Genomic DNA, 25,133 nt, shown 5'->3' on the forward strand with positions numbered 1-25,133 from the left:
TCGTTATATTTTTTTGATGAATACATTTCCATTTAGCGTTTCAAAGTCAAAATCAACTTGACCGCTACCAATTTGAACCACAGGTTTGGCTTCATACTTATATTTTCCTCTATCTCCAGTTCCCCTATTTGTTTCTATAAACTGTTTATTGATATCAAAATCGGTGAACAATTCTCCGTTCATACTTTTGAATGAAATAGTAGCGGACAGTGCTTTTTGATATGAAATATTAATATCGCCGTTTAGCGCATAATATTTCGACGAACTTTTGGGATTATCGGCATAAGATATGTTCACCGGACCGTTGATGCAGTTCACATCCGTTTTTCCAGTAATATTGGTCAATGCAATTCCACCGTTGATATTTTCTGCCTTTACAGAATTACCTCTGGTGTTTTCTACAAGAACTTCCCCATCATTTACGGTACTTACATCAATTTGAATTGATTTGGGAACCTTTATCTTAAAGTTTAGCTTATGTTGGTATGGAGGCTCTTCATTTTTATTGCACCAATTGTACCGAAGGTTTTCTTTATCAAATTCAATGTAGGGTGCATCAGGATGCAGAATAACCAAGTTTTCCTCTTGAACGATTTTTAGAGTGAGTTCTTTTTTCCCCAGTTCCAAATCTATGGCATTATCTGCAGAAACTATTTTTTCTACATCCACCAATACCTCGTTTCCACTATACCCTTCCACAGCAATGGAACCAAAAACATTTTTAATGACCAATCGGTTTTTAGTATTATTAGAAAGCGGCACTTCCTTTTTTATTTGTTCTTCGTGTTTTTTTTGCTGTGCATTGCAACTTTGCATTCCCAAAAACGAGATGAGGAATACCATTAAAATTAACTGTTTCATCTTTTAAAAATTTGACTGTTCGTGATTTGATTGAATCCCAATTTTGGGATGATTGACCCTTCGACTTAGCTCAGGGCAAGCGATAAACTAAATGATTGATTCAATAGAATTCTTTATTTTTTTCTTTACTGTCGTATCCATTTCCTTCTCTTTTAACAATTGCCGAAAGGGCTCAACTGATGTTTTTTCCTGTAGAGCAACCATCAAGTTGGCCAAGGTAACTTGAATGATAGGCGATTCTTGATTTGGAATGGACTGTACCAAACCCTGTCTAACCAGAGGATTGTCCACATAATTGGTCAACGACTCAATAGCGGCCAATCGTACGTTAACATTAGAATCACTATTTAAAGTCTGCAATAATGCTTTCACAACGGTTTCATCCACATTTTCAATTTTATTAGCTTCGCTAACACCCTGAAGTCGTTGGCTTGCCGATGGTTGCTCTAATAATGTGAGCACAAGTTTTTGCCTAATATTTTCCGTTTCCTGATTTACAATAATAGCGTCCTCGTCAACTCCATCTTGAGGAGCATTTATGTAATATCCAATTCCAAGACCAATGCCCAATAAAAGAAGCCCATATGCCAATTGTGGTTTAAAAATTGTAGCGAGAGCCTCTAAAAAGATAGTTGATCTGGTTTTCTTTTTTGTGTTGGCCATTTCATCGGAAAGCATTGTAAAAAAGGCTTGGTCCATTTTTTCAGAAGGCGTAGGAGCATTCAAAGCGTCTATCATTTTCCATGTATCTACTAAATCTTGATAGTGCGAATTATATTCTTGATTCTTGGCAAGAAAATCCTCAAAAGCTTTCCTTTCATTTATGGGCATTGCCCCCATCATGTAATCCATCGCCTGTACTTCAAACTTTTCTTTATGTATCATCTTAGACAATTTCCAATTGTAAAAAAATAGTTCTCAATTCCTTGAGCGCCCTGTGCACCCTTACTTTTGCCGTACCTTCCGTACAACCAATAATTTCTGCTATTTCGCTAAACTTTAGCTCCCTATATTTACTCAGTACCAAAAGTTCTTTCTTTTCTTTTGGAAGCATTTCCAATGCTTGCTTCACTAAAGCTTTGTTGCCGTCCGTTTCAATAGCATCATTTAAATAATCCTCAGCTTTTCCCTTGATATCTTCAGGAGAAATATTCCTAGAAATTTTTTGACTCGAAGACTTTTTGTGATAATCGTAATGTACATTTCTAGCCATACTGAACATCCAAGCTGCAAAAATTCCCTCTCCAGAATACGATCCCTTATACTTTAAAATTCTGACAAACACATTCTGAACCAAATCTTCACTCACCGAGGGATTATTTCCTAGATTATAGAAAAATCCAAACAATTTTTTTTTGTGTCGTTCATAAAGCAATCCCAACTTATCCAAGTCGCCATTTTTCACTTTTAGCATGAGTGTATTATCGGTTAAATCTTGCAATTTGATGTTGTTTTTTTGGCTCGTTGAAGGATATACTTTAGTTTTTAAAAAAGGTTACAGAATGTATGGATTTTTTTGTTGATTTTAATTCTCACATCTTCTCTTTTTAAGGTGATTCGCCATAAATAATTTTGATTATTTTTGTCCGGACTTCAACAGACCCTATAAATGCAATACAAAAGAATTTTATTAAAATTAAGTGGTGAAGCCTTAATGGGCGAACAACAATACGGCATAGATGCAAAACGTCTGGCCGAGTATGCAGAAGATATTAAAGCCGTAATTGCCAAAGGGATTGAAGTGGCCATAGTTATTGGCGGTGGAAATATTTTTAGAGGGCTCTCTGGTGCAAGCCAAGGAATGGACCGTGTGCAAGGAGACCATATGGGCATGTTGGCAACGGTCATCAACGGACTTGCCCTACAAAGTGCATTGGAGCTTCAGGGAGTGGAGACCCGGTTACAATCGGCCATAAAAATTAACGAAGTGGCAGAACCTTTTATACGAAGAAGGGCCATGCGCCATCTTGAAAAAGGTAGGGTGGTCATCTTTGGTGGAGGTACGGGAAATCCTTACTTCACCACAGATTCAGCTGCAGTACTAAGAGCAATTGAAATAAAAGCGGATGTTATTCTTAAGGGAACACGCGTGGACGGCATCTACTCATCTGACCCCGAGAAAGACAAAACCGCCACAAAATTTGATTCCATTTCTTTTCAAGATGTCCTTTCAAAAGGTCTAAAGGTAATGGACACCACAGCATTTACTTTAAGTCAAGAAAACGAGCTTCCCATTGTTGTTTTTGATATGAACACCAGGGGAAATCTCATGAAAATAGTTTCCGGTGAAAATATTGGAACCGTGGTCAATGTCTAAAATGGCATAGGCTTTGATTCCAATACAAAAAATTTTAAAATTATGAACGAAGAAGTAACATTTGTACTTGATAGCGCCAAAGAAAGCATGGACGGAAGCATTTCCCATTTGGAAAAAGCTTTGATCAAGATACGTGCCGGCAAAGCAAGCCCGGTAATGTTATCAACGGTTATGGTGGAATATTATGGTTCTGTAACCCCACTTTCACAAGTATCCAACATCAATACGCCAGATGCAAGGACCATTTCTGTCCAACCATGGGAAAAAAGTCTCCTTACCGATATTGAGACTGCCATCATGAACTCAAACTTGGGTTTCAATCCCATGAACAATGGTGAAATGATCATCATTAACGTACCACCGTTAACAGAAGAGCGAAGAGTACAATTGGTAAAGCAGGCCAAAGCCGAAGCTGAGGATGCCAAAGTAAGTATACGAAGTGCCAGACAAGAAGCGAATAAGGAATTGAAAGTATTAGAAATATCAGAAGATTTGTTAAAGAATGCTGAAGTAGATGTACAAGAACTTACCGACACCTATAGCAAAAGAGTAGATGCCATTCTTTCCGTAAAAGAAACGGAAATCATGAAGGTTTAAGAATCCCAGCATTATCAAGTCACTTTACTTAGGAACACAGCTAATCATTTTTTACCTTTGCGCCGAATAAAACCACTATGGTAGCTAAGCTTACTAGAGGATTTTGGCCAAAGGTGTCAAGAATCATACTGCGCAACAGAATCCTTATTCTACTTGGGGTTGCGGCCTTTACCGTTTTTTTGGGAATGCAATGGAAGAATATGCAATTTTCCAACACAGAGGCGAATATCCTTCCAGATGACCATCCTGCCACTATTCAGTATAACGCATTTAAGAAAATATTTGGTGAAGAAGGAAATGCCATCGTCCTCGCCATTAGGGATTCATCACTGTTTACGCCAAGTAAATTTAATAGGTGGAATAAACTCAGTAAGCAACTTGAAGCTTTTCCTGAAATTGATTTTGTAATATCGACTGATAATCTCAAAGTATTGGTCAAGGACAATGACAAGCAGGAATTTGTCATGGAACCGTTTATCAAAGAGGCACCAAAAACCACCAAAGAAATAAAAGAACTTAAAAACCATCTTTTTAACGAGCTCCCGTTCTATGACAATCTAATTTACAATCCCGAAAGTGGTACCATTCAGACCATTGCTTATTTGGATAAGGATATTATGAATACGGCTGTTAGGAATGAATTCATTCTTAACGATCTGGCCGATATCGTAAAACGCTTTGAAGAAGAAACCAACCTTGATGTAAGGGTATCGGGAATGCCTTATATACGTACATGGAACACAAAGTCGATCGTAGATGAAATAGGCATATTCATTGGAGCCGCCCTATTGGTAACATCAATCATATTCTTCTTCTTTTTTAGGAGCTTCAGGGCTACGTTCATTTCTATGTTCGTGGTTATAATCGGTGTGATGTGGTCTTTTGGCATATTAGGGCTATTACGATATGAAATTACCATTCTTACCGCATTAATTCCGCCATTGATCATTGTTATTGGAATCCCCAACTGTGTATTCCTTATCAATAAGTACCAACAAGAAGTAAAAAAACACGGTAATCAAGCACTATCACTGCAGCGTGTTATTTCCAAAATTGGGAATGCCACCTTAATGACAAATATTACGACCGCTTCAGGATTTGCAACCTTCATTATTCTTGATAGCGATTTGCTCAAAGAGTTTGGTATTGTAGCCTCTATCAATATTATTGGGATTTTTATTTTATCACTTTTGATTATTCCCATCGTCTATAGTTTCATGCCGCTTCCCAAGACAAAGCACCTAAAGCACTTGAATAAAAAATGGATAGACATTTTTGTGAACTGGATGGAGCGTATGGTACGAGATTACAGAATAGGAGTTTATATCACTTCCATCATTGTTTTGATTTTGAGTATCATCGGTATTTATCAAATTGAGATTACCGGTAGCCGAATTGAGGATTTGCCCAAAAACACCCACTATTTTAAGGACATTCGTTTTTTTGAAGAAGAGTTTGATGGTATTATGCCTATGGAAATCGTAGTGGACACCAAACGAAAGAACGGCGCCATAAAACCTGCAACATTAAGACGGATTGATCAACTGGGTAATGTAATAGAGGAAACACCTGAACTCTCCAGACCGATATCCGTTGTCAATTTGGTGAAGTATTCCAAACAGGCTTTTTATAACGGGATTCCAAAATATTACCAGCTGCCCACTTCCCAAGAAAACACATTCATCATGGATGTTGCCAGAAAATCTTCTGATGACGGCAACCTTCTTGAAAGCTTTGTGGATAGCACAGGCCAAACCGCTCGTATAACGACTTTTCTGCGCGATGTAAAGATTGATCGCATGGAAGAAATCGAGAAAAGTATGCTACAATCCATAGACAAGTTCTTTCCCAGTGAACGCTATAATGTGTTTATGACGGGGAAAGCATTGTTGTTTTTAAAGGGGACCAAGTATCTTGTTAAGAACTTACTACTCTCCTTGGCATTGGCAATAGGACTCATTTCCCTTTTCATGGCCTACCTGTTCCGTTCGTTCAGGATGATTATAATTTCACTAGTACCCAACCTTTTGCCCTTGGTTATTACAGCTGGTTTAATGGGATATTTGGGCGTTCCCATAAAACCATCCACCATTCTTGTATTTAGTATCGCATTTGGGATTTCCGTGGATGATACAATTCACTTTTTGGCCAAATACCGACAGGAACTTGCCGCCAATCGCTGGCAAATCAAAAAATCGGTGTATGCCGCTTTGCGCGAAACTGGAGTCAGCATGTTCTACACTTCTATAGTTCTGTTCTTTGGGTTTTCCGTTTTTACCATTTCCAGTTTTGGCGGAACAAAGGCGTTGGGCGGATTGGTTTCGGCAACATTGCTCTTTGCTATGTTGGCCAATCTTATATTACTTCCATCGCTTTTACTTTCCCTGGAAAGAAGCATCGCAAACAAAGAAGTACTTAAAAAACCACAAATAGACATCTTACCCAAAGATGAAATTAACCTAAAGGACAAATAACCTCTAATCGTGTTATAAATATACTCCGTCCATTGCTATCGTTTTTTATCAAAAACCTATCTTTACCGCTTAATTTACGATAGCTTACAATGAATTCTTATTCAATAAAAGAACTGCTGAACAAGCAACCTATTGGAGATACGGTTGAAATAAACGGATGGGTAAAAACATTTAGAAGTAACCGGTTTATCGCTTTGAACGATGGCTCTACCATACATAATTTACAATGTGTGGTGGATTTTGAAAATTTTGAAGATATCCTGTTAAAGCAGATTTCAACTGGTGCCGCCCTAAAGATTTCAGGAACTCTGGTAGAAAGTCAAGGAAGGGGACAAAGTGTAGAAATTCAGGCTGCCGATGTTTTTGTTCATGGTACAGCAGATGCAGAAACCTATCCCATACAACCAAAAAAACATTCTCTGGAGTTTTTAAGGGAGAAGGCCCATCTTAGGGTACGTACCAATACCTTTTCTGCGGTCATGCGTGTCCGCTCGGCTTTATCATTTGCAATTCATAGCTATTTTCAGCAAAATGGATTTTACTATATGCATGCCCCAATCGTTACGGGTTCCGATGCTGAAGGTGCAGGTGAAATGTTCAGGGTAACTACATTGGATACTAAAAATCCACCATTAAGCGATAATGGTGAAGTAGATTATACCCAAGACTTTTTTGGAAAAGAAACCAATCTTACAGTTTCTGGACAGTTGGAAGCAGAGACCTATGCCATGGGATTAGGAAAGGTATATACCTTTGGCCCTACGTTTAGAGCAGAAAATTCGAATACTTCAAGGCACTTGGCCGAATTTTGGATGATCGAACCAGAAATGGCCTTCTATGATTTGGACGCCAACATGGACTTATCCGAAGATTTTATCAAATGGACATTACAATATGTTTTGGACAATTGCCTAGATGATCTTGAATTCTTGGAAAAACGTCTTTTGGATGAGGAAAAATCCAAACCTCAAAACGAACGGTCAGAAATGGCACTGATAGAAAAACTCAAGTTTGTTGTTGACAATAATTTCAAAAGAGTTTCATATACGGAGGCAATAGATATTCTTAAGAACAGTAAGCCCAACAAAAAGAAAAAATTTCAATTCCCTGTTAACGAATGGGGTGTAGACCTTCAAAGCGAACACGAACGTTTCCTTGTTGAAAAACATTTTAAATGTCCTGTTATCCTTTTTGATTATCCTGCAAAAATAAAAGCATTCTATATGCGGTTGAACGATGATAAAAAAACCGTTCGGGCGATGGATGTACTTTTTCCCGGGATTGGTGAAATAGCTGGCGGATCTCAACGCGAGGAGCGTTTGGAAGTACTTCAACAAAAAATCAAGGAATTGGATATTGATGAGAAAGAACTATGGTGGTATTTGGATCTAAGGCGATTTGGAACAGCTGTCCATAGTGGTTTTGGGCTTGGGCTTGAACGTTTGGTTCAGTTCTCAACCGGGATGGGAAACATTAGAGACGTTATCCCCTACCCTAGAACCCCTCAAAATGCAGAGTTTTAATTATGAATCCTTAAATTTATAGAGAAGGAAGACCAAAGACTTTATGCTAAAACAACATCTACAGTTTAAGCTTTCCCAGAAACTGTCTCCCCAACAGATTCAGCTCATGAAATTGATCCAATTGCCCACACAGGCTTTTGAACAACGTTTGAAGCAGGAACTGGAGGAAAATCCCGCTCTTGAAAGTGGTAAAGCTGAAAACGAAACTATAGATGACGGGTATGAGGACACCTATGATGATAGTGCGGACAATGAAACCATTGCTGCTGAAGAAATCAATATTGATGATTATTTAAGCGATGACGAAATTCCGGATTATAGGACACAGACAAGTAATTATAGTCCAGATGATGACGAAAAAAGTATTCCCTATGCGTCCGGCACTTCGTTTAACCAATATTTGCTAAATCAACTCAACACCATCTATCTTAATGATGAGGAATGGGCAATTGCTGAATTTTTGGTTGGCAGTGTTGATGAGAGCGGATATATACGAAGACCGTTAACGGATATCATGGATGATTTGGCTTTTACCCAAAACATTTATACGGAAGAAGAACAGATTGAAGCTGTTTTAAAAATAGTACAGAATCTTGATCCTGCCGGTGTTGCAGCAAGATCCTTGGAAGAATGTCTTATTATTCAACTAAAACGAAAAAGCAAAAGCCCCGCCATTGAACTGGCGATTTCGATTCTAGAAAGGTCCTTTGAACAGTTTACCAAAAAACATTATTCCAAGCTGATGCAAAAGCATCATATTACGGAAGAAGAGCTCAAGGATGCAATTTCAGAAATTGAAAAATTAAACCCAAAACCTGGTGGCTCTTACGCGGGAAACACCAGAATAATAGAACATATTGTTCCAGATTTTTCCATTAAAATAGTAGAAGGTGAATTGGAATTGACCTTAAATGGGCGTAATGCTCCCGAACTTCACGTATCTAGGGACTATAACAATATGCTAGAGGGCTATAAAAATTCCAAGGAAAAATCCAAGTCCCAAAAAGATACCGTGCTCTTCATAAAACAAAAATTAGATGCGGCCAAGTGGTTTATAGATGCCATTAAACAAAGACAGCAGACGCTCTATGTGACCATGAGCACTATTATGAACTACCAGCGTGAATATTTCTTAACTGGAGACGAGCGAAAGCTACGCCCTATGATATTAAAAGACATAGCTGACCAGATTCATATGGATGTATCCACTGTTTCTAGAGTTGCGAACAGCAAGTATGTCGACACCCCCTATGGAACGAAACTCATCAAAGAATACTTTTCCGAGTCCATGAAAAATGAACAAGGAGAAGACGTATCCACAAAGGAAATAAAGAAGATACTGGAAACTGTTATTGGAGAAGAAGAAAAGAAAAAGCCTTTAACAGACGATAGGTTAGCGAAGATTCTTAAGGAACGGGGGTATCCTATTGCACGAAGAACTGTTGCTAAATATAGAGAGCAGTTGGGAATACCCGTAGCCAGGTTAAGAAAGCAAATCTAATGCGCCAGTTCTTAAATATTGTATCCTACATTTTCCATCCGCTCTTCATTCCTGTTGGTGGAACCACTTTATATTTTTTGGTAACACCAAAATACAGTTCATTAGAATTACAAAGTGGCAATATTCTTCCCATTTTTATCCTTACGGTAATCATACCGATTATTTTCTTTCTCATCCTTAAAAATATGGGATTCATTAATTCTATATTCTTACCTACTATTAAAGAGCGCAAATACCCTCTATACATAAGTTGTGTGCTTCTTTTAATGATACTCTATAAGGTGATTCCAAATAATTATGTTCATGAACTTTTCTATTTTTTTACCGGACTTTTAACAGCAACCTGTACAGCACTTATACTATTATTTTTAAAATTTAAGACCAGTCTCCATCTTTTGGGAATGGGTAGCATATTAATGTTCATGATAGGTCTAAGCATACACTTTGAGATAAATATAACGCTGGCCATAAGTGTTTTTACCTTAATGACGGGACTTGTAGCTACTTCAAGGCTTTATCTTAAAGCACATAATAGATCTGAATTATTGATAGGTCTATTGATAGGGTTATGCTCCCAGTTTATTATTCTGAAGTACTGGTTATAAAATATAGAAAATGACACCAATACGAAATACCCTTGCATCTATTGGACTACCATTTTCCAAAGAGATATTGTCTTTTAGAAGTGGGTTTAAACTATAATGTGCATGAATATTCCACGTATTGTATCCAAAATTCAACACCAAGCCATATTGAAAATTTTGAATATCTCCATTAGAAAATCCGTTCGAACCATCTTGTGTCACCAACTTTGACCTTCCAGAAAATACATAGCCCAATTTAACCCCCGCATAGATTCGCCAGAACTTATATTCATCAATAGTAGATGTACGCCATCTCAATTCCAAAGGCATTTCAATGGCATGTGTTTCGAACTTACTTCTTTCAAAATCTGCAGTACTGGTAATGCTATAGCTTATTGAACCATCAACTTCTTCCGCTACAATATTATTATAATACGAATTAGCCGCATATCCCAGGCCAAGTCCAAAACCAAAGTTTCTTCTAGTATTTATTGGGATATCCTTTATAAAGCCAACTTGTAAATTATAAGATAAATTCCTTAGAATAACATCGGTGGGTTTGTCCAATAAAAAGTTGTACCCCAACCCCGCATAAAATTGATCTTCAAGATATCTATGCGAAGTCTTGTAGTTTATACTATCCTTATTGGACTGTGCACTCATATGGACAGTCATTACAATGAGCGCCATACTGGCAAAATATCTTAAAACATTACCAGATATTACCATACTACTTTTAAAATAAAAAAACGCTCCAAATTATAATATTTGGAGCGTTTTCCACTAAATCTAAGTTATTGTCTACTGCAGATTGTTAAAAGCGTTTCCTTCATAGGTTGTATAATTAACCTTTAAGGCATTTACTTTTCTAAGTTGTTGCTTAATATCGGTGATGAGACCCATATTTGCATTTTTATCCACTTTCAAAGCAGTAGTCAATACATTTTGTAATTCTTGAGGTTTTTTAGCACGCTCCGCAAGGATATAGGAACCTACTTCATCTACACTCGCAAACTTATCGTTCAATTGAATTTTTGGTTCTGTTCCAAAAACTTTTTGATATTCCTGCGTAGGCTTACCTACATAGATGTAAATAACTCTATCCTTTTTCTCCAACTTTTTTATTTCGGTTGCGTTTGGAAGTACATTATCAACCAACAAGGAACTATCTTTCATAGTAGTTACCGTCATAAAAAAGAACAGTAACATAAAGACGATATCGGGTAGTGAAGCAGTTGAAACCGCTGGCAAATCCCCATCCTTCTTTTTTGCAAATTTTGCCATACTATTATTCGTTTAATTAGTTGATGTTTCAGCTTCCGATAGCTTCTGTGGAAACATATCTTGAATCCGCTTGACTTTATCTTTTAAACCATCTCTAACACTCTTTGGTGTTTCTGGATTTAAATACTCAGACTCCATTTTAGTAAAGTCCTGGCCAAACAGACGTTGCGCCTCTCTATTACGCAAGTCATTATATGCACCAACAAGTTCGTTTTGTACCGTTATATATGTACTATACTTGGTTTCTCTGTCGTTTTTTAACGATATAATGGCTTTCACAGGATTATCCGACGAAGCAGGATCTCTTCTCCCCTTACAATAATCACAAGATCCATCAGCACCGTTCTCCAAGAAAGCGGTGGCGGCGGCTCTCAGTTCTGTTAATTGCATAAGATTGTCCTCAACCAACAACTGACCATTTTTATTGATATTTACCGTAAAAATGTTCTTCTGCTTAATGATAGGAGGATTCTCTGGCGGCTCCATTGGTGGCAACATACGATCTAATCCAGCATCTGTTTCTATGGTAGTGGTTACCAAGAAAAAGATAAGCAATAAAAAAGCTATGTCTGCCATAGAACCGGCATTCACTTCTGGTGCTCCTTTTCTTCTAGGCATAATTCTATATTTTATTTAACAAACATTTTTTTCAATCCAGGCAATACCATTAATAGAACAGCAACCAGCGTAAGGATAAAGAAAACATTTAATCCCATTCCAATTGTCTTTACAGTACTTTCTGTCGCTTCAAGATTTGGATTGTTTGCAAAGGTATCTACAACTGCCTTCGCTTCTTCAGAAGAAGAAAGACCGTAGGATACCGCAACGACCAAAGCCAATCCACCTATGGCGAAAAGTGCCTTTTTGATACTTGCTGGTGAGGAAAACAACTTTCCAAACCCAAAGAATACTGTCGTTATTACAGCAATGGCCAACAAAACATACATTATAATGAACATGAAGTTCATTGCCCCACTGTTAATTGCATCTGGATCGTCAGCAGATGGCATTAAGAACCATAATCCCGCTGCTACGAGCCCAATGACTATGAGCACTATTTTTACTAATTTATTCATGATTCTCGATAGTTTTTATTTCCGTAATTACTTTTTGTGAGCTGCCAACATATCTATTAGCGCTATGGAAGAATCTTCCATGTCATTTACGATACTATCGATTTTTGCAATGATATAGTTGTAAAAAATTTGAAGGATAATCGCTGTAATCAAACCGAATACAGTTGTTAACAATGCTACTTGGATATCCCCTGCGATTAAAGAGGCACTCAAGTTACCAACAGCTGCAATTTTCTGGAATGCCTGAATCATACCAATTACCGTACCCATGAAACCAAGCATTGGTGCAATGGCGATAAACAGGGACAACCAAGATACATTTTTCTCCAGTTGGCCCATTTGAACCCCACCATAAGCAACAACAGCTTTTTCAGCGGCATCCAAACCTTCTGTTGAACGGTCTAGTCCTTGATAATATATAGAGGCTACAGGACCTTTTGTATTTCTACAAACTTCTTTCGCCGCTTCTACACCTCCAGAAGCCAAAGCATCTTCAACTTGTTGTCTAAGCTTGGCGGAATTGGTGCTTGCTAAGTTTAGATAAATAATTCTTTCGATGGCAACTGCCAAGCCCAAAATCAAACATAAAAGTACAATACCCATAAAGGCAGGACCTCCTTGGATAAACTGTTCTTTTAATACTTGGGTGAAACCTTTACTGGCCGTAGCTGCAGCTTCTTCTTGTAAAACAGCCGCAGAAGCAGTTGTCGTTCCCATAACAAACATTCCGGCAATGGCCAGAGTAGAGGATATTTTCTTCATTTTGTTCAAACTTAAATTTAGTTAGTTAATAATGTTAAAGATATAAAAAAATTATAATTGAAAAACTAATAATGCTCAGCAGAGAGGAAGGGATTCGAACCCTCGATACACTTTTGGTGTATACACACTTTCCAGGCGTGCGCCTTCGACCACTCGGCCACCTCTCTATTATTATAGTTAGGCCGACCAAATAACAAAAAAATAATTAGTTAATAAAATTTGAGGCGTTAATTTTACTGCATTTCACCACGAAGTGACGTTTCAAAAATAGTCTTAAAGAGTTTTCCCGAAACATTACTGCCCAACAGGTACATCGCCTTGGTAAGAGCCGCCTCTGTTGTAATGTCCTTTCCATTAATCAATTGCATTTCTTTTAGCTTTTCACTTGTCTTGTAATGCCCCATTGACACACTACCTCCCGAGCATTGCGTAACGTTAATAACATGAAGTCCATTTGTGACAGCTTTTTTTAACTCATCTAAAAACCATTCATCGGTCGGGGCATTGCCCGCCCCATAGGTTTCGAAAATCAAGGCTTTCAATCCTGGAATTTTTAAGGTCGATGTCACGACTGAGAGATTAAGTCCCGGGAACAACTTAAGAACAGCAACATTGGTATCCATATTTTTGTGGACCTTTAATTTCTTTCTTGAATTACTATAGGGTTTAAAAAGGTAATTGTGATTAATAGCTAAATGAACACCAGATTCTACAAGCGGTGGATGGTTCAATGAAGCAAACGCTTCAAAATGCTCCGCGTTTATTTTTGTCGTTCTATTGGCCCGATACAACTTATATTCAAAATACAGCCCTACTTCTTGCACAACTGCTTTTCCCTTTTCTTTTAAAGCTGCTATTTGGATAGATGTGATCAGGTTTTCTTTTGCATCCGTCCTTAAGTCGCCAATGGGGAGCTGTGACCCTGTAAAAATCACAGGCTTGCCAAGGTTCTCCAACATAAAGCTGAGTGCTGAAGCGGAGTAGCTCATGGTATCGCTGCCATGTAATATCACGAATCCATCATATACATCGTAGTTTTCTTCTATCATCGAAGCTATGGTCACCCAATACTCGGGGTTCATGTTGGAAGAATCTATGGGCTCATCGAAAGATATTCCCGTTATCTTACAATCCAATTGGTTCAATTCTGGAATATTCCCCATAAGCTCTTCAAAATCGAAAGCTCTGAGGGCTCCAGTCTCATAATCTTTCACCATACCTATAGTTCCGCCGGTGTAAATGAGCAATATGTTTGTTTGGTTTTGCATCTTGTCCTAAATACTGAACACTTCTTTAGAATTTTCGGTTGTTATTGCAGCTATTTCCTCTTTGGTTTTTCCATAAATTATAGAAAGTTTTTCCAAAACGTTCAAAATGTAGGAACTTTCGTTTCTTTTTCCTCTATATGGAACTGGTGCCAAATAGGGTGAATCCGTCTCGAGCACGATATGTTTTAAATCAATTTTGTCCAAGAATTGGTCAATCTTGCCATTTTTAAAAGTAGCAACACCACCTATGCCCAATTTCATATTATAAGATATTGCCTTATGTGCTTGCTCCAATGTTCCTGTAAAGCAATGAAAAATACCATATAGATCATTTGCTTTCTCTTGCGCTAAAATTTCAAATATTTCATCAAAGGATTCCCTGCAATGTATCACAATGGGCAATCGAAATCTTTTGGCCAATCTAATTTGATAGATAAATGCTTCTTGCTGCTGTTTTAAAAAAGTTTTGTCCCAATATAAATCGATGCCTATTTCTCCAACCGCATAAAATTTTCTATTTTCCAATTGCTGTTCCACATGTGCCAACTCTTCCTTAAAATTGTCCTTCACATGGGTTGGATGTAATCCCATCATCAGAAAAATATTTTCGGGATAATCAGATTCTAAATCCAACATGGCTTTTGTATATGTTGAATCAATTGCCGGAATAAAAAAACGTTCAACACCTGCCTGAATGGCTTTTTTCATGATATCGTCACGATCCTCGTCAAAAGCTTCACTATACAAATGTGTATGTGTATCGGTTATAATCATAAAGCAAAAATAGGTTTATCTTAGACGTTTGTAATAGTTGATTCGAATAAAAATAGCCCTGTAAAATGCTTCAATTAGCTCAGCATGACAAGTGGAACAATAAAAATGCATGAAATCACTCCAGAAATTTCTTAAATCCAAAGATTATACTAGAATACCCTTATCGCTTACCGAGACCAATCATTTTGAAATTGAAGCTAAAATCAATGGGGTACCTGGACGGTTCATTTTAGATACCGGAGCTTCCAACACCTGTGTAGGCATAGACAAAATCGAATTCTTTAAAATGGTTTCCGAAGTATCGGACATTAAGGCAGCAGGAGCAGGAGCCACAGAAATGGAAACCCTGGTTTCCACCAAGAACAAAATTAGAATTGGGGAGTGGAAAAAAAGCAAGCAAAAAATAGTATTGTTTGATTTGATACACGTAAACCATGCGTTAACCGCACACAATGTAACGCCAGTGGATGGCATCATAGGTGCCGATATTCTTAAAGAAGGTAAAGCGGTTATTGATTATAACAAGGAATGTCTGTTTTTAAAAAACAGATGATAACTGTTGATTCGAACATGGTCGAAGGTTTTATATCCGTTACATAAAACTCTCGACCGTGCCCAAACAATCTTGTTTTTAAAGCTCTAATGCTTTCTTCACATCGCCATCCATTAATAATTCTTCCGGGCTTTCCAAAGCTTCTTTAACCGCTACCAAAAACCCTACGGATTCCTTACCATCTATTATTCTATGGTCATAAGAAAGCGCAACGTACATTATTGGAGCAATTGCAATAAGACTATCCTTAACAATTGGTCTTTCAACAATATTGTGCATTCCTAAAATGGCGCTTTGTGGCGGATTGATTATTGGTGTCGACAGCATGGAACCAAATACGCCACCATTAGTGATGGTAAATGTACCGCCGGTCATCTCATCCACGGTAATCTCACCTTCCCGTGCACGAATGGCCAATCGTTTCACTTCAGCTTCTACTCCTCTGAAACTTAGATTTTCAGCATTTCTGATTACCGGAACCATAAGTCCTTTTGGACCTGAAACAGCTATACTGATATCACAAAAGTCATAAGATATCATCTCCTTGCCATCGATCATAGAGTTTACAGCCGGATACAGCTCCAAAGCCCTAACTACAGCTTTTGTAAAAAAGGACATAAAGCCTAAACTCACCCCATGTTTTTCCTTGAAGGTTTCCTTGTATTCTTTCCGAAGCTCAAAAATGGGCGACATATCCACTTCGTTAAAAGTGGTCAACATTGCGGTTTCATTTTTAGCTGACACCAAACGCTCAGCAACTTTACGTCGCAACATAGAGAGTTTGGAGCGTGATTCGCCTCTATTGCCGCCCGTGGGAGTTCCCATGGAAGGAACGGCTTTTACTGCATCTTCTTTGGTGATACGACCATCTCTTCCTGAACCTGAAACAGAAGCGGGCGCTATACCCTTTTCATCAAGGATTTTCTTTGCTGCTGGTGATGGGGTGCCAGACGCATATGTTTTGGTCCGTTCTACCTCCTTCTTCTGAGGAGAGGTTTCTTTAGAATCAACTGTTTTGGGCTCTTCTTGTTTTTCAGGTTTTTCCTCTGCTGCCGGCGCATCGTTACCCTCTGGTTTTTCTGCACTGGTATCAATTAAACAAACCACCTCCCCTACTGCAACGGCGTCTCCCTCTTCAGCTTTTAAGGTAATGACCCCGCTTTCCTCCGCTGGGAGTTCTAACGTCGCCTTATCCGAATCTACCTCAGCGATTGCTTGGTCTTTCTCAACATAATCTCCATCTTGAACCAACCATTCTGCAATTTCCACTTCTGTGATGGATTCCCCAGGCGAGGGAACTTTCATTTCTAAAACCATGTTATTCTAGTTTTGATGCTATAAAGTTATCTTAATTTCATGTTGTCCTTGGTCTTATCAAAGACGTAATCTATTACTTGGGCGTGCCTTCTTTGGGATCTCACCGCACTACCAGCCGCTGGAGCACCATAAAATCTTCTGGAAGCCACTCTAAATTGTTTTGCTTCATCAAAATGCATTAATAGATGGCCCCAAGCCCCCATATTTCTGGGTTCTTCCTGTGCCCAAACCACATCACCCGCATTTTTATATTTTTTTAGGACACTTTGTATTTCTTTGGTCGGTAGCGGGAACAATTGTTCCAAACGTACCAAGGCCACATCGTCTCGTTTTTCCTTTTCTTTTTTATCCAGTAGGTCATAATAAAACTTACCCGTACAGAAAACCAACGTTTTAATTTTTGAAACAGCCGCTTTTTCATCATCGATCAATGGCTGAAAACTTCCGTTTGCCATCTCTTCTTTTGTTGACAATACTTTGGGATGCCTTAGCAAACTTTTCGGTGTAAAAACGACAAGTGGCTTTCTAAAATCGGCTTTCATTTGCCTACGTAACAAATGGAACATGTTTGCAGGTGTGGTCACATCTGCCATGTACATATTATCCTTTGCACATAATTGAAGATAACGTTCCATACGCGCCGAAGAGTGTTCAGCACCCTGGCCCTCATAACCATGAGGCAATAACAGCACAAGTCCGTTCTGTAATTTCCACTTATCCTCTGCGGAAGAGAGATATTGGTCAATGATAATTTGCGCTCCGTTACTAAAATCACCAAATTGTGCTTCCCATATGGTCAGCGTTTTTGGACTCGCCATTGCGTATCCGTAGTCAAAGCCCATTACGGCATATTCGGATAAAAGCGAATTGTAGATGTGGAATTTTCCATTTTGATTTTTACCCAAAGCATTTAATAGCGTAACCTCTTCTTCGTGCATTTCAGTTTTGATGACCGCATGGCGATGTGAGAAAGTTCCACGTTCCACATCTTGTCCTGTCATCCTAACATCATATCCCTCCTCTATCAATGAAGCATAAGCCAAGAGTTCCCCCATGGCCCAGTCCAACTGATTATCTTCAAAATACATTTTATTCCTGGCCCCTACCAGTCGTTCCAACTTTCTAAGGAATTTCTTTTCCTTGGGTAGAGCTGTAATGCTTTTGGCAACCTCATCCAGTTTTGAAAGTTCATAGGATGTATCTATAGGACTGAGCATAGCATCTTCCGTCTTTTGGCTAAACCCTTCCCATTCATCCTTCATAAATGGGGTGATCCTAGTTTTTTCCACTTTGCGCGAATCAAGCAAATCTTCTTCGAGATTCTTCTTGTACTCCGCTTCTAGTTGCTTTACGTAGTCTTTATCTATAATCCCCTGTTCAATCAGCTTTTCAGCATAGATATCCCTTGGATTTTTATGCTTGGATATTAACTTATAGAGCAGTGGTTGGGTAAATTTAGGTTCATCTCCTTCATTATGTCCGTATTTGCGATAGCCCAACAAGTCAAGAAAAATATCCCTTTTAAAGCGCATCCTATACTCCAAGGCAAAAATGGAAGCATGTACTACGGCCTCTGCATCATCTGCATTTACATGAAGTACCGGCGAGAGCGTAACCTTCCCAACATCGGTACAATATGTGGATGATCTAGCGTCCAGGTAATTGGTAGTAAACCCTATTTGATTGTTAACTATTATATGAATAGTTCCACCGGTATGGTATCCTTCCAAACGGGCCATCTGTATAATCTCGTAAACAATGCCCTGGCCTGCAAAAGCTGCATCGCCATGCACCAATATGGGCAGTACCTCTGAGATATTTTCTTGATGATCACTATCTTGTTTTGCCCTTGTTATACCTTCCACAATCGAATTGACCGTTTCTAAGTGCGAAGGATTTGGAGCAATGTTCATGTTTACCACCTTCCCTGAATCGGTCTCACGTCTGGAAGTCCAACCCAAGTGATATTTTACATCCCCATCAAAAATGGTTTCTTCATAATCCTTTCCATCAAACTCGCTGAAGATATCCTTTGGTGATTTACCAAAAATATTGGTAAGCACGCTTAACCTACCACGGTGCGCCATTCCCATGACAAACTGCTTCACCCCGGCATCTGCAGCCTTTTCAATGATTACGTCCAAAGCTGGAATGAGCGATTCCCCTCCTTCCAACGAAAAACGTTTTTGTCCTACGTATTTTGTGTGCAAAAAGCTTTCAAAAGAAACGGCTTCGTTTAGCTTTCGTAAGATATTTTTCTTTTCATCCGGTGAAAAAGTTGGGTGATTATCGTTGATATTTAAACGATTTTGAATCCACTGAATACGCTCTGGGGTACGTATGTACATATATTCGACCCCTATGGCATCACAATAAATACGTTCTAAATGGGAAACAATCTCCTTTAAGGAACTGGAACCTATCCCAATAATTTTCCCTGCATCAAATACGGTATCCAAATCCGCTTCGGACAAACCAAAATTGGATATTTCCAAAGTAGGTTCGTATTTCCTACGCTCTCTTACCGGATTTGTTTGTGTGAACAGGTGCCCACGAGAGCGATATCCATTTATTAGTCGAATAACCTCAAACTCCTTTTGAAGGGTCTCGGGCATTTCGATTTCCCTTCCATTGGAAAGAACAACCTTTCCTCCATTTTCAGATTCGATACCAAGCTCTTCCAAAGAACCTTCCTGACCAAAATCAAAACCTTGAAAAAAAGCCCTCCAACTGGGCTCAAGACTATCGGGACTCGTTTGATATTTATCATACAGCTCCGCAAAAAATGAAGTATGCGCAGCATTTAAAAAAGAATATTTATCCATAGACAGTTTACAGCTAAAACTTATCTGAAAAATTTAATCAAAAATACAATAAATAATACTAAAGACAGACCTCTCAACATATTGATAGCCTTGAAAATCTTTCAAGAACTATATCTGTGCTTGAACCAAACTTTCTGCCACTCTCTTTTCAACAATAAAAAGCAGACCTCGTCTGAAACATCAACCTCATCCATAGCGCTTATCCTCTGTATCGCCTGTTCTGGAATATCAACAACATAGAGCAGGTTTAAATATTGTTGATGTTTTTCCAATAGCAAGAAATAAATCTTTTCATGCACCAGTTGTTTTAAATCGGCTGGAAGTACATCCAATGAAAAGTTCATCTTTATGTTTATCAATGAAAAGTCTTTTTTCAATTGCAGCAGAAAATTTTCATAAAGCGGTTCTTTATGAATAAATTCCAATAGTTCAATACTGTTGTTAAAGTCGGGTGACATCTTTATGCTTATATTTCTACTTCAAACAAACAATTATTCCGATTTGTATACTTGTCCTTCTTTCATAACAAAGACAACATTTTCCAAGGTTTTGACGTTCTGCTCGGGATTTTCATCCACAGCAATGATATCGGCCAAAAAACCTTCCTTTAGCTGTCCTAAAGTATCCCCCATTCCTAAAAGTTCTGCATTGGTAATCGTTGCGGATTCGATTGCTTTCATAAGAGGCATTCCAGCTTCGACCATATAACCAAATTCCCTTGCATTTTCACCATGTGGGAACACCCCTGCATCTGTGCCAAAAGCGATAGGCACTCCTTTTTTGTACGCCTTACGAAACATCCCTTGTATTTTAGGGCCAATATCGCTTGCTTTTTTCGCAACAACTTCAGGAAAATAACCAGGAATTTTGGCTTTTTCCGTTACCTGCTTTCCTGCTGTAATCGTTGGAACCAAAAAAGAATTGTACTGAATCATTAAGTCCATGGTTTCTTCACTCATCAATGTACCGTGCTCAATTGTTTTTATTCCTCCTTTCACGGCACGTTGCATCCCTTCGTCACCGTGCGCATGAGCGGCGGTCAACATCCCGTAGTCTTTTGCGGTATCTGTGATTGCCTTTATCTCTTCAATGGTAAACTGAGGGTTTTGACCACTCTTTGCCACACTCAATACTCCACCCGTAGCTGTAATCTTAATAACATCCGAACCATTTTTGTAGCGCTGTCTTACTGCTTTTTTTCCATCTTCGGGGGAATTCACCACACCATCTTTTGGTCCGGGGTCTCCCATATCCGAACCTTTCATTCCATTTGTAGGGTCGGCATGTCCCCCTGTTGATGCAATCGCTTTTCCAGCAGTAAATATTCTTGGGCCAATCACCGTTCCCTTACTAATCGCTTTTCTTAACGCTATATTCACACCAGTTCCCCCTAAATCGCGCACGGTAGTAAATCCTGCCATCAGTGTACTTTTTGCATATACCGTAGATTGGAAGGCTACATCCGCATCATTTAAAGTAAATCTCTCGATGTAAGACTGTGGGCTTGATTGACTCTCGATATGGACATGCATATCAATGAAACCGGGCAGCACAGTCTTGTTTTTCAAATCAATGACCTTATCTCCAGCATTTCCGTTCCTATATCCATTTTCAATTGATTTTATATTCTTTCCAGAGATCACTATTGTTTTTTCTGATAGGATTTTACCGGATTTTACATCTACAATACTGCCACAGTGTAAATACGTTTCTTGTGCAAACAGGAAAGAAGTAAAAAGGAAAAATGATACAAAAAGATTTTTCTTCATCTTGATAGTGTTAGCTGATTATGTTTCTAAAAATAAGCATAGATTCCAGTTCTACCATGGAATGTACATCAACTTTTATCTAAAAAGAAAAGCCCGTCCAGAGGACAGGCTTTATGTAAAGGGTACATTTTTTCAACTTCTAATCTTTTGCTCCCAATCCCATGCAGATTTTAGGGAGTCATCTAGAGAAGAGGTTGCTTTCCAGCCAAGGACTTCATTGGCTTTTTTTGTATCGGCATATGCCTGAATTACATCTCCAGGTCTTCTATCCACTATTTTGTAGTTCAGTTTTTTTCCAGAAACCCGCTCAAAACTCTGAATCACTTCGAGAACCGAACTTCCTTTACCTGTCCCTAGATTAAAAACTTCGTAATTTGAATCATTCTTTTGGTCCAGTAAGCGCTGTAATGCCTCAACATGGGCTTTGGCCAAATCAACGACATGGATATAATCCCTGACACAGGTACCATCTTCGGTTGGGTAATCATCTCCAAAAACCGAAAGTTGCTCACGTAGACCTATGCCTGTTTGCGTTATAAAAGGAATGAGGTTTTGTGGAACGCCTATGGGCAATTCACCTATTTCGACTGATGGATGAGCCCCTGTAGGGTTAAAATAACGAAGTGCTATTGCATTCAATTGTGGATTCACCTTGCACGTATCGCTTATTATTTCTTCACCTACTTGTTTTGTGTTCCCATAGGGCGATTCAGCTGGTTTTACCGGTGCGCTTTCTGTTATTGGCATAGTATCCGCCTGTCCATAAACCGTACAGGATGAACTAAAAATAAAACTGGCTCTTTCTTTTTTAACAAGCTCTTGCAAAATGTAAACCAATACGCCAAGATTGTTTTCGTAATACAACAAAGGCTTCTCCACACTTTCACCAACTGCCTTTGAGGCTGCAAAGTGAATTATCCCATCAATATCATTATGTTTTGCAAAGAATGCTTCAACTTTGGGTTTTTCCCGTAAATCCATTTTCTCAAAAATGGGTTTCTTTCCGGTTATGGCTTCAATACCATCCAAAACTTTTTCATCAGCATTGGAAAGGTTATCTATAATTACGACTTCAAAACCTTTTTTTTGAAGTTCGACTACGGTATGGGAACCTATAAATCCCAATCCTCCGGTTACAAGTATTTTCATTCTTTTATTGGTTTACAAAATCAATTACCAAGCTTGTGATAAATTCAATCTGTTCATCATCCAATTCAGTGTGCATCGGCAGTGAAATTACCTCTTCTATTAGTTGGTTCGTTACGGAGAAATCAGCTTCATTATAACGTTCATCCACATATGCTTTTTGTCTGTGCAAGGGAATGGGATAATATACACCACATGGAACGCCATTATCATTCAAATGTTGCACCAATGCATCTCTTTTTCCGTTTAGAATCCTTAGGGTATATTGATGAAAAACATGGCAATCGCATGTATCGCATATACCATCACAATCATTAACCGTTTTGGGCGTAACAATGTTGGCATGTCCATTGAACGCCTTGGAATACTTTTTGGCAGCCTCCCGTCTTTTAGCATTATAATTATCCAAATTCGGGAGTTTCGCTCTCAAAACAGCTGCTTGGATGGAGTCCAATCGTGAGTTTACGCCTACCACATCGTGATGGTATCTCTTGTACATTCCGTGGTTTACCATTCCACGTATGGTATGGGCCAAATCGTCATCGTTGGTAAAAATAGCGCCCCCATCCCCATAACATCCTAAATTTTTGGACGGAAAGAACGAGGTAGACGCCACATGCCCTATAGTGCCTGCCTTTTGCTTTTTTCCATTCTTAAATGTATGTGTGGCACCAATGGCCTGTGCATTGTCTTCAATAACATAGAGCCCATGTTTCTCTGCCAACTCCATAATGGCGTCCATATTGGCGCATTGTCCAAAAAGGTGTACCGGCACAATGGCTTTTGTTTTTGGCGTAATTGCTTTTTCTATGGCCGCAATATCGATATTGAACGTATCTGGCTCAACATCGACCAATACAGGAGTAAGATTCAACAGTGCTATGACCTCAACAGTTGCAGCAAAGGTAAAATCAGCCGTAATCACCTCATCACCGGGTTGCAATCCAAGTCCCATCATACATATTTGGAGTGCATCTGTACCGTTTGCACATGGAATGACATGTTTCACCTGTAAATAAGCTTCTAACTCTTTTTGAAACTCATGAACCTGTGGGCCGTTTATAAACGCTGAAGAATCCAAAACTTCCGTTATGGAAGCATTTACCTTATTTTTAATGCCCTCGTATTGACCTTTAAGGTCGACCATCTGTATTTTATTCATCCAAATAAATTATGCCTTAAAATTAAGAAATTAACACACCATAACAACCTATTGATGAAAGAATGTATTTTAGCGGAAATATGATACCGGTGCGATTTGTCTACACAATTTTAATTTCTATTTCTTGGGCCATCCTAAAGTTCATTGCACTTTTTAACCCCAAAATGAAATTGTTCGTCTCTGGAAGAAAGGAGGTCTTTCAAAAAATTGAAACAACTGTTTCCGATGGGGACAAATATATTTGGATGCATGTAGCGTCTTTAGGGGAATATGAGCAAGGGCTTCCCATTTTAGAACGGATAAAATCCAAGTATCCATCCCATAAAATTGCACTTACCTTTTTCTCGCCATCAGGTTACGAGGTCAAGAAAAATACGAAAGTAGCGGACATCGTCATCTATCTACCAATGGATACCTTGTACAACGCAAAAAGATTTCTGGATAGTGTAAATCCAGAAATTGCCTTATTTATAAAGTATGAGATATGGCCCAATTACCTCTTTGAATTGAAAAAAAGAGCCATTCCAACACTATTGGTTTCAGCTATTTTTTCCAAAAGACAGATTTTTTTCAAAGCATATGGCGGGTTCATGCGAAAAAGTTTAGAGTCCTTCTCTCATTTCTTTGTTCAAAATGAATCCTCAAAACAACTATTGACCTCCTTAAATTTTGAAAATGTTTCCGTTGGTGGTGATACCCGTTTTGACAGAGTTTCTGAGATTTTAAAACAAGACAATGTCTTGGACTTTATGAGAGACTTTAAAAAAAATGATTTTTGCTTTGTTGCGGGGAGCACCTGGCCAGAAGATGAGGAAATACTTATTGACTTTATAAATTCCTCGGGGAAAACCATAAAATATGTAATCGCCCCTCACACCATAAAGCCTTCGCACATAGAAAAAATACAAGCGAATCTTTCCAAAAAGTCTATTTGCTATTCTAGTATTGGACAAGAAAACCTATCAGACTACGAGGTTCTCATAATAGATACTATTGGACTTTTGACAAAAATTTATAGTTATGCAGACGTGGCCTATGTAGGTGGAGCTTTTGCCACCGGACTCCACAATACCTTAGAACCAGCCGTATATGGCATCCCTGTTATCATAGGCCCTAATTATTCAGGATTTAGGGAGGCGGAAGATCTGGTCGATAGAGGCGGTATCCATGTAATCACAGACAATACATCATTCGAGAGCTTGATGAACCGCTTTCATACCGATACCGATTTTAAAAACACAACAGGGAACACAAACACAGAATATATCAAGGAGAATTTAGGTGCAACTGAACTTGTTATGGAGTTTATGCATGCGCTTCTTTGATTTTTTCCTAGTTTT

24 protein-coding genes and 1 tRNA gene are annotated in these 25,133 nt (G+C 38.6%); 8 read left to right on the forward strand and 17 right to left on the reverse strand.

Going from position 1 to position 25,133, the window contains the following annotated elements; all coding sequences use genetic code 11:
* Positions 1–3: 3 nt before the first annotated feature.
* From LV716_RS04300 to LV716_RS04310, 3 genes are all read right to left on the reverse strand, one after another.
* On the reverse strand, positions 4–861 hold the full coding sequence (locus tag LV716_RS04300; protein WP_163416551.1) for a DUF4097 family beta strand repeat-containing protein: 858 nt from the start codon (positions 859–861) through the stop codon (positions 4–6).
* An 87-nt stretch (positions 862–948) separates the two neighbouring features.
* Positions 949–1,746 (reverse strand): HEAT repeat domain-containing protein, encoded by a 798-nt coding sequence (locus LV716_RS04305; RefSeq protein WP_163416552.1) that lies wholly within the window; start codon positions 1,744–1,746, stop codon positions 949–951.
* Position 1,747: 1 nt separating this feature from the next.
* On the reverse strand, positions 1,748–2,302 hold the full coding sequence (locus tag LV716_RS04310; RefSeq protein WP_205600101.1) for an RNA polymerase sigma factor: 555 nt from the start codon (positions 2,300–2,302) through the stop codon (positions 1,748–1,750).
* A 168-nt stretch (positions 2,303–2,470) separates the two neighbouring features.
* Between LV716_RS04310 and pyrH the strand changes: the two genes are divergently transcribed.
* The 6 genes from pyrH to LV716_RS04340 all read left to right on the forward strand — a co-directional run bounded on the left by pyrH (position 2,471) and on the right by LV716_RS04340 (position 9,878).
* The gene (gene pyrH / locus LV716_RS04315; protein WP_163416553.1) at positions 2,471–3,178 is read left to right on the forward strand and encodes a UMP kinase; all 708 of its coding nucleotides are present in this window, start codon (positions 2,471–2,473) and stop codon (positions 3,176–3,178) included.
* A 42-nt stretch (positions 3,179–3,220) separates the two neighbouring features.
* A complete protein-coding gene (gene frr, locus LV716_RS04320; protein WP_163416554.1) occupies positions 3,221–3,775 on the forward strand; it encodes a ribosome recycling factor in 555 nt (184 codons plus the stop codon).
* A 77-nt stretch (positions 3,776–3,852) separates the two neighbouring features.
* Positions 3,853–6,249, forward strand: a complete 2,397-nt coding sequence (locus tag LV716_RS04325; RefSeq protein WP_163416555.1) for an RND family transporter — start codon at positions 3,853–3,855, stop codon at positions 6,247–6,249.
* Between the two features lie 89 nt (positions 6,250–6,338).
* Positions 6,339–7,772: an asparagine--tRNA ligase gene (asnS, locus tag LV716_RS04330; protein WP_163416556.1), complete on the forward strand. Its 1,434-nt coding sequence runs from the start codon at positions 6,339–6,341 to the stop codon at positions 7,770–7,772.
* Positions 7,773–7,815: 43 nt separating this feature from the next.
* Positions 7,816–9,273: an RNA polymerase factor sigma-54 gene (gene rpoN, locus LV716_RS04335; RefSeq protein ID WP_163416557.1), complete on the forward strand. Its 1,458-nt coding sequence runs from the start codon at positions 7,816–7,818 to the stop codon at positions 9,271–9,273.
* On the forward strand, positions 9,273–9,878 hold the full coding sequence (locus LV716_RS04340; RefSeq protein WP_163416558.1) for a hypothetical protein: 606 nt from the start codon (positions 9,273–9,275) through the stop codon (positions 9,876–9,878). The genes rpoN and LV716_RS04340 overlap by 1 nt, the downstream gene beginning before the upstream one ends.
* Here LV716_RS04340 and LV716_RS04345 read toward each other — a convergent pair.
* The 8 genes from LV716_RS04345 to LV716_RS04380 all read right to left on the reverse strand — a co-directional run bounded on the left by LV716_RS04345 (position 9,873) and on the right by LV716_RS04380 (position 15,021).
* On the reverse strand, positions 9,873–10,586 hold the full coding sequence (locus LV716_RS04345; protein WP_163416559.1) for a porin family protein: 714 nt from the start codon (positions 10,584–10,586) through the stop codon (positions 9,873–9,875). The genes LV716_RS04340 and LV716_RS04345 overlap by 6 nt on opposite strands.
* 72 nt (positions 10,587–10,658) lie before the next feature.
* Positions 10,659–11,141 (reverse strand): biopolymer transporter ExbD, encoded by a 483-nt coding sequence (locus LV716_RS04350; protein ID WP_163416560.1) that lies wholly within the window; start codon positions 11,139–11,141, stop codon positions 10,659–10,661.
* A gap of 12 nt (positions 11,142–11,153) precedes the next feature.
* A complete protein-coding gene (locus LV716_RS04355) occupies positions 11,154–11,759 on the reverse strand; it encodes a biopolymer transporter ExbD (protein ID WP_163416561.1) in 606 nt (201 codons plus the stop codon).
* Positions 11,760–11,770: 11 nt separating this feature from the next.
* Complete coding sequence (locus tag LV716_RS04360) at positions 11,771–12,217, reverse strand: hypothetical protein (protein ID WP_163416562.1); 447 nt, start codon at positions 12,215–12,217, stop codon at positions 11,771–11,773.
* A 27-nt stretch (positions 12,218–12,244) separates the two neighbouring features.
* A complete protein-coding gene (locus LV716_RS04365; RefSeq protein ID WP_163416563.1) occupies positions 12,245–12,979 on the reverse strand; it encodes a MotA/TolQ/ExbB proton channel family protein in 735 nt (244 codons plus the stop codon).
* Between the two features lie 79 nt (positions 12,980–13,058).
* Positions 13,059–13,146: transfer RNA gene (locus LV716_RS04370), tRNA-Ser, on the reverse strand.
* A gap of 66 nt (positions 13,147–13,212) precedes the next feature.
* Entirely contained in the window at positions 13,213–14,247 is a 1,035-nt protein-coding gene (locus LV716_RS04375) for an asparaginase (protein ID WP_163416564.1), read from the reverse strand.
* 6 nt (positions 14,248–14,253) lie between these two features.
* On the reverse strand, positions 14,254–15,021 hold the full coding sequence (locus LV716_RS04380) for a TatD family hydrolase (protein WP_163416565.1): 768 nt from the start codon (positions 15,019–15,021) through the stop codon (positions 14,254–14,256).
* A 109-nt stretch (positions 15,022–15,130) separates the two neighbouring features.
* Between LV716_RS04380 and LV716_RS04385 the strand changes: the two genes are divergently transcribed.
* Positions 15,131–15,574, forward strand: coding sequence for a TIGR02281 family clan AA aspartic protease (locus LV716_RS04385; RefSeq protein WP_163416566.1), 444 nt, complete (start codon positions 15,131–15,133; stop codon positions 15,572–15,574).
* A gap of 78 nt (positions 15,575–15,652) precedes the next feature.
* Here LV716_RS04385 and odhB read toward each other — a convergent pair whose 3' ends face one another.
* From odhB to LV716_RS04415, 6 genes are all read right to left on the reverse strand, one after another.
* Entirely contained in the window at positions 15,653–16,891 is a 1,239-nt protein-coding gene (gene odhB, locus LV716_RS04390; RefSeq protein WP_163416567.1) for a 2-oxoglutarate dehydrogenase complex dihydrolipoyllysine-residue succinyltransferase, read from the reverse strand.
* Between the two features lie 26 nt (positions 16,892–16,917).
* The gene (locus LV716_RS04395) at positions 16,918–19,716 is read right to left on the reverse strand and encodes a 2-oxoglutarate dehydrogenase E1 component (protein WP_163416568.1); all 2,799 of its coding nucleotides are present in this window, start codon (positions 19,714–19,716) and stop codon (positions 16,918–16,920) included.
* 101 nt (positions 19,717–19,817) lie between these two features.
* Positions 19,818–20,174 (reverse strand): hypothetical protein, encoded by a 357-nt coding sequence (locus tag LV716_RS04400; protein WP_163416569.1) that lies wholly within the window; start codon positions 20,172–20,174, stop codon positions 19,818–19,820.
* Between the two features lie 33 nt (positions 20,175–20,207).
* Positions 20,208–21,485 carry an amidohydrolase family protein gene (locus tag LV716_RS04405; RefSeq protein ID WP_163416570.1) on the reverse strand — a complete coding sequence of 426 codons (1,278 nt, stop codon included), beginning with the start codon at positions 21,483–21,485 and terminating at the stop codon, positions 20,208–20,210.
* 132 nt (positions 21,486–21,617) lie between these two features.
* Positions 21,618–22,634 carry a UDP-glucose 4-epimerase GalE gene (galE, locus tag LV716_RS04410; protein ID WP_163416571.1) on the reverse strand — a complete coding sequence of 339 codons (1,017 nt, stop codon included), beginning with the start codon at positions 22,632–22,634 and terminating at the stop codon, positions 21,618–21,620.
* Between the two features lie 4 nt (positions 22,635–22,638).
* The gene (locus LV716_RS04415; protein ID WP_163416572.1) at positions 22,639–23,793 is read right to left on the reverse strand and encodes a DegT/DnrJ/EryC1/StrS aminotransferase family protein; all 1,155 of its coding nucleotides are present in this window, start codon (positions 23,791–23,793) and stop codon (positions 22,639–22,641) included.
* Between the two features lie 164 nt (positions 23,794–23,957).
* Between LV716_RS04415 and LV716_RS04420 the strand changes: the two genes are divergently transcribed.
* Positions 23,958–25,118 (forward strand): 3-deoxy-D-manno-octulosonic acid transferase, encoded by a 1,161-nt coding sequence (locus LV716_RS04420; RefSeq protein WP_233759224.1) that lies wholly within the window; start codon positions 23,958–23,960, stop codon positions 25,116–25,118.
* Positions 25,119–25,133: the final 15 nt, after the last annotated feature.

The organism is Flagellimonas sp. HMM57, from assembly GCF_021390175.1.
Lineage (GTDB): Bacteria > Bacteroidota > Bacteroidia > Flavobacteriales > Flavobacteriaceae > Flagellimonas.

Excerpts from the sequence above, each read along its gene's own strand:
- LV716_RS04300 (WP_163416551.1), bottom strand. The coding sequence starts at position 861 with ATGAAACAGTTAATTTTAATGGTATTCCTCATCTCGTTTTTGGGAATG.
- LV716_RS04305 (WP_163416552.1), bottom strand. The coding sequence starts at position 1,746 with ATGATACATAAAGAAAAGTTTGAAGTACAGGCGATGGATTACATGATG.
- pyrH (WP_163416553.1), top strand. The coding sequence starts at position 2,471 with ATGCAATACAAAAGAATTTTATTAAAATTAAGTGGTGAAGCCTTAATG.
- frr (WP_163416554.1), top strand. The coding sequence starts at position 3,221 with ATGAACGAAGAAGTAACATTTGTACTTGATAGCGCCAAAGAAAGCATG.
- LV716_RS04325 (WP_163416555.1), top strand. The coding sequence starts at position 3,853 with ATGGTAGCTAAGCTTACTAGAGGATTTTGGCCAAAGGTGTCAAGAATC.
- asnS (WP_163416556.1), top strand. The coding sequence starts at position 6,339 with ATGAATTCTTATTCAATAAAAGAACTGCTGAACAAGCAACCTATTGGA.
- rpoN (WP_163416557.1), top strand. The coding sequence starts at position 7,816 with ATGCTAAAACAACATCTACAGTTTAAGCTTTCCCAGAAACTGTCTCCC.
- LV716_RS04340 (WP_163416558.1), top strand. The coding sequence starts at position 9,273 with ATGCGCCAGTTCTTAAATATTGTATCCTACATTTTCCATCCGCTCTTC.
- LV716_RS04345 (WP_163416559.1), bottom strand. The coding sequence starts at position 10,586 with ATGGTAATATCTGGTAATGTTTTAAGATATTTTGCCAGTATGGCGCTC.
- LV716_RS04350 (WP_163416560.1), bottom strand. The coding sequence starts at position 11,141 with ATGGCAAAATTTGCAAAAAAGAAGGATGGGGATTTGCCAGCGGTTTCA.
- LV716_RS04355 (WP_163416561.1), bottom strand. The coding sequence starts at position 11,759 with ATGCCTAGAAGAAAAGGAGCACCAGAAGTGAATGCCGGTTCTATGGCA.
- LV716_RS04360 (WP_163416562.1), bottom strand. The coding sequence starts at position 12,217 with ATGAATAAATTAGTAAAAATAGTGCTCATAGTCATTGGGCTCGTAGCA.
- LV716_RS04365 (WP_163416563.1), bottom strand. The coding sequence starts at position 12,979 with ATGAAGAAAATATCCTCTACTCTGGCCATTGCCGGAATGTTTGTTATG.
- LV716_RS04375 (WP_163416564.1), bottom strand. The coding sequence starts at position 14,247 with ATGCAAAACCAAACAAACATATTGCTCATTTACACCGGCGGAACTATA.
- LV716_RS04380 (WP_163416565.1), bottom strand. The coding sequence starts at position 15,021 with ATGATTATAACCGATACACATACACATTTGTATAGTGAAGCTTTTGAC.
- LV716_RS04385 (WP_163416566.1), top strand. The coding sequence starts at position 15,131 with ATGAAATCACTCCAGAAATTTCTTAAATCCAAAGATTATACTAGAATA.
- odhB (WP_163416567.1), bottom strand. The coding sequence starts at position 16,891 with ATGGTTTTAGAAATGAAAGTTCCCTCGCCTGGGGAATCCATCACAGAA.
- LV716_RS04395 (WP_163416568.1), bottom strand. The coding sequence starts at position 19,716 with ATGGATAAATATTCTTTTTTAAATGCTGCGCATACTTCATTTTTTGCG.
- LV716_RS04400 (WP_163416569.1), bottom strand. The coding sequence starts at position 20,174 with ATGTCACCCGACTTTAACAACAGTATTGAACTATTGGAATTTATTCAT.
- LV716_RS04405 (WP_163416570.1), bottom strand. The coding sequence starts at position 21,485 with ATGAAGAAAAATCTTTTTGTATCATTTTTCCTTTTTACTTCTTTCCTG.
- galE (WP_163416571.1), bottom strand. The coding sequence starts at position 22,634 with ATGAAAATACTTGTAACCGGAGGATTGGGATTTATAGGTTCCCATACC.
- LV716_RS04415 (WP_163416572.1), bottom strand. The coding sequence starts at position 23,793 with ATGAATAAAATACAGATGGTCGACCTTAAAGGTCAATACGAGGGCATT.
- LV716_RS04420 (WP_233759224.1), top strand. The coding sequence starts at position 23,958 with ATGAAATTGTTCGTCTCTGGAAGAAAGGAGGTCTTTCAAAAAATTGAA.